At 42.2% G+C, this 3,586-nt stretch carries 4 protein-coding genes; 1 reads left to right on the forward strand and 3 read right to left on the reverse strand.

Annotated features, from left to right (window positions below; translation table 11 throughout):
• Positions 1-266: 266 nt before the first annotated feature.
• From TY49_RS07530 to gpr, 3 genes are all read right to left on the reverse strand, one after another.
• A complete protein-coding gene (locus TY49_RS07530) occupies positions 267-599 on the reverse strand; it encodes a YqxA family protein (protein ID WP_041965298.1) in 333 nt (110 codons plus the stop codon).
• A gap of 21 nt (positions 600-620) precedes the next feature.
• A complete protein-coding gene (gene spoIIP, locus TY49_RS07535; RefSeq protein ID WP_041965299.1) occupies positions 621-1,826 on the reverse strand; it encodes a stage II sporulation protein P in 1,206 nt (401 codons plus the stop codon).
• Positions 1,827-1,934: 108 nt separating this feature from the next.
• Positions 1,935-3,059, reverse strand: a complete 1,125-nt coding sequence (gene gpr / locus TY49_RS07540; protein ID WP_041965300.1) for a GPR endopeptidase — start codon at positions 3,057-3,059, stop codon at positions 1,935-1,937.
• Positions 3,060-3,285: 226 nt separating this feature from the next.
• Here gpr and rpsT point away from each other — a divergent pair, with 226 nt between their 5' ends.
• Entirely contained in the window at positions 3,286-3,546 is a 261-nt protein-coding gene (gene rpsT, locus TY49_RS07545; protein ID WP_035209610.1) for a 30S ribosomal protein S20, read from the forward strand.
• Positions 3,547-3,586: the final 40 nt, after the last annotated feature.

The raw sequence follows: 3,586 nt of genomic DNA on the forward strand, positions 1-3,586 counted from the left end.
GGTGACCTCTTTTTCTTAAATCCCGATTCTTTGGTCACCAATGACTCCTATTGGTGACCTCTTTTTCCTGAATCCCGATTTTCAGGGCACCAATGACTCCTATTAGTGACCTCTTTTTCCCGAATCCCGATTTTTAGGGCACCAATGTGGCCTATTGGTGACCTCTTTTTCATGAATCTCTATTTTGGGGGCGCCAAGGAGATATTTAGTTCACCATAAAGAGATCCCAACACAAAAAACAGCGGACCAAAAGCCCGCTGCTCTTCTTACTTCCCTGTAATCAACTCAACAGTTTTCTCAACGACATTGGAGACTCCATCGGCCAGATTTTTCCCTATTGATGAAAAGAGGTTGAATGCTTTCATTTCTTCTAGTTTTTCCCGTTTTTGTTTCAAATCATGGCTGGAAATGTCATTCCCTAAAATGGCGGTTTCAAAGCTCCCATTTTCCTTTTCTTCGATGCTGAACGCACTTTTGAATTCATCATCTTCGTAGCCTTTCATTTTATGGATGCCTTCATTTGCCTGTTGCATGCCGAACAATACGGATATGAACATTAAAGAAGCTAGCATGAAGCTTTTAAGCATAAACATTTTCATCTCAATCACCTAATCGATTTTTTATTGTTTGTCAGGAGATTCCGGCGCTGGCGCATCTACTTTTTCTGCCTGCCAGTAGAATTCACTGAATACGTCAGCAAGGGCATCAGCAGACCTGTTTAGTTCTTCAAATGTGTTGTCAACCCCGCCAAACTCTATTAGTAGTGCATTTCCAGACAAATCCTGATTGAATTTGCCATTTGTCGAGGCACCTTTTTTCTCGATGATTCCCCTGCTTAAACCCTTGCCGTATTTTTTATCGAGGAGATTATGAAGTTCTCGTGCGAGAGCAAGGTTTTTTTCATAATTGGCATTTTCCCCTCCAATGACAAATGCAAGTTTGGCATAAGGCTTTCCATTTATCTGGATCGTCGTTTTATCTTTGCGATATCCATCTCGATGGATATCAATAAAGTATTGAAGGTTCCGGTCTCCAGCCATCGCGGCTTCCACAACAGGTCGTGATTCCTGATAGGCTTTTCCAAACCCAAGCCCTTTCTTGCTGAGATTGGCCATTACGTCCGTTTTATCTACCGTTGTTCCGACGCCTCGCTGTTCCAGGCTCTTTTTCAGCTGGTCACCTATCTTCGTGACATTCACCTGTGAGTGATAGGCCTTATTCGGATCAGTCACATCCTTAAGATAAGGGAGATAGGATTCTCTTGTGTGTGTAAAATAAATATAGACTGCTTTACGGTCTCCAGTGGATAGCGGAGGTGCTGCCGTATCTTCAGGATTACCCGTATCTAAACCTTCCGTGTTTTGCAGCGCCGCTTCCTGCTCTGCTTTCAATACATCTACAGGGGGAGCTGATTCCATTGGCATGTTCGTATAATTTGTTCCTTCACCGGCGACTAATATCTTCCCGTCAAAAAGCGAGAAACCCGGTAGTTCCCTGCCAAGCAAGCTCCGTGGATCATCTAGATTGATATTGGTAGAAAGCTTGAACATGACATTCGTGAGCTTCGGTGTCTCATATTCCTCTGGGAGCGCCTGAAGGAATTGATGGTTCTCCCAACCCATTAAACTGAAAAGCAGTTGGCCATTCAGATTGTTTGCGGCCTGATTAACGGAATCCGAGGTGATCCTATATTCAGGCTTTAGCGAAGTCATCACTCCGCTTATGGAAAAAATCCCAATGAGAAAGAACACAAATGCTAATGCGGCTTTTACTACTTGAGTCCCTTGGACGGCTACAATTATTCCAGATCGTTTATTAAATCTCATTGTTCCACCTCTCTAATGCAAGTCTAGTAAATGTTATGACTTTGCTAGAGAAGATAGAACTTCGAATCCTTCCGTAACGAATTTGAAATAAATCTAATAGAATATATTCTAATGTGTATACATGCCTGTATTATCCTGGTCGACCTTTGTATGCAGCGCTGAATTGAGGCCGCTGGCAATCAGGTTTGCCATATCATCTATGAACACATCGACTTCTTTAGGAGTCACCATCAGGTTATGACCTAAAGGAGATAGAACCTCATATATAAGCTTTCGCTTCTCTTCGTCTTCGAGTGTTCCAATCATTCCTAGGAAGGTTTGACGGTGTTCAGCTTCCGGCAGGTCTTCTTCTGTCAGCTTCCTTCTTTTGCCAAAACTCATGCCCGCCGGTACAAGTGACCTTGACGGCTTATCGCCTTCTCTCATTTCCTTGCCAAAATGTTTTAAAATGAAATCGATCGTATCACTTGTAATCGAAACCGCATCGACCACTGTAGGAACTCCAATCGCTATCACGGGAATACCTAAAGTTTCTTTGCTTATTTCCTTCCTTTTATTGCCTACGCCCGATCCAGGATGGATGCCTGTATCTGAAATCTGGATCGTCGAATTGACTCTTTCGATGGAACGTGAAGCAAGTGCATCGATTGCAATGACAAAATCAGGCTTTGTTTTCTCGACGACGCCAAAAATAATATCAGAAGTCTCTATCCCAGTTAGTCCCATGACTCCCGGAGATAATGCGCTAACAGAGCGATAGCCTTCTTCTACACTCTCAGGCTGGAGATCGAACAGGTGCTTAGTAACCAGTAAGTTTTCACATACGAGTGGCCCTAAAGCATCCGGTGTGACATTCCAGTTCCCCAGACCAACAACAAGGCAGGATGCATCTTCCTTGATACCAGATTGTTTGATAAAGTGGGCAAATTCGTTTGCGAATACTTTTTCTACTTTCCCCTGCAGCTCGGTATCCTGCTGGCGAATGCCGACAACTTCGATTGTCAAATATTGGCCCTGTTTTTTGCCAAGGCTCTTTTCTCCCTCAGCCGTTACCTCTACTAGAGAAATTTTTATATCATTTTCTTCTTTTTCTTTTATAATGACGCCTTCAATATGGGAAAGATTTTCCTGGGTATGGACGGTTGCTGCCTGGTCTGCCAGCACCATCTCCCTTGCTTCCACAGCCAGGTCAGTCCTGATTGAATACATACTCAAATCTACTGGTTCCTTCATTATCTCATTCCTCCCAATAACAGTTTGGCTGCAATACAGCATACTATTGCCTATCTTTTCCTTTTACATAAAAAAACATTCACGATACACTAGACTTAAGTTAAAGCAGAGTATTGCATTATTAACCCCTGTTTGATAAAATATCATTTGTTCTTAATAAAATAAGAAATGTACTGGAAATGTCGAGTTCCATAAAATCTCGATGCTTTTTTAGGAGGTGAACGGAATGCCAAACATTAAATCTGCAATCAAACGCGTAAAAACTAGTGAAGCGAGCAAAGCTCAAAACATTACTGTGAAATCTTCTATGCGTACAGCAGTTAAAAAAGCAGAAGCAGCAATCGTGAACAACGATACTGAAGCAAAAGTTTCTTTTGCTGAAGCAGCTAGCAAGCTTGACAAAGCAGCAGCTAAAGGTCTTATCCACAAAAACGCAGCTTCCCGCAAAAAAGCCCGTTTAATGAAAAAATTAAACGCTAATGGCTAATTTTAAATGCTAAAAGCAAATAAAAAACGACCTTCATGGG

Source organism: Mesobacillus selenatarsenatis SF-1, assembly GCF_000813125.1.
Taxonomy (GTDB): domain Bacteria; phylum Bacillota; class Bacilli; order Bacillales; family Cytobacillaceae; genus Mesobacillus; species Mesobacillus selenatarsenatis.

What these genes read in the sequence shown, in the direction of transcription:
- TY49_RS07530 (WP_041965298.1), bottom strand. Translation starts at nt 599, where the DNA reads ATGAAAATGTTTATGCTTAAAAGCTTCATGCTAGCTTCTTTAATGTTC.
- rpsT (WP_035209610.1), top strand. Translation starts at nt 3,286, where the DNA reads ATGCCAAACATTAAATCTGCAATCAAACGCGTAAAAACTAGTGAAGCG.
- gpr (WP_041965300.1), bottom strand. Translation starts at nt 3,059, where the DNA reads ATGAAGGAACCAGTAGATTTGAGTATGTATTCAATCAGGACTGACCTG.
- spoIIP (WP_041965299.1), bottom strand. Translation starts at nt 1,826, where the DNA reads ATGAGATTTAATAAACGATCTGGAATAATTGTAGCCGTCCAAGGGACT.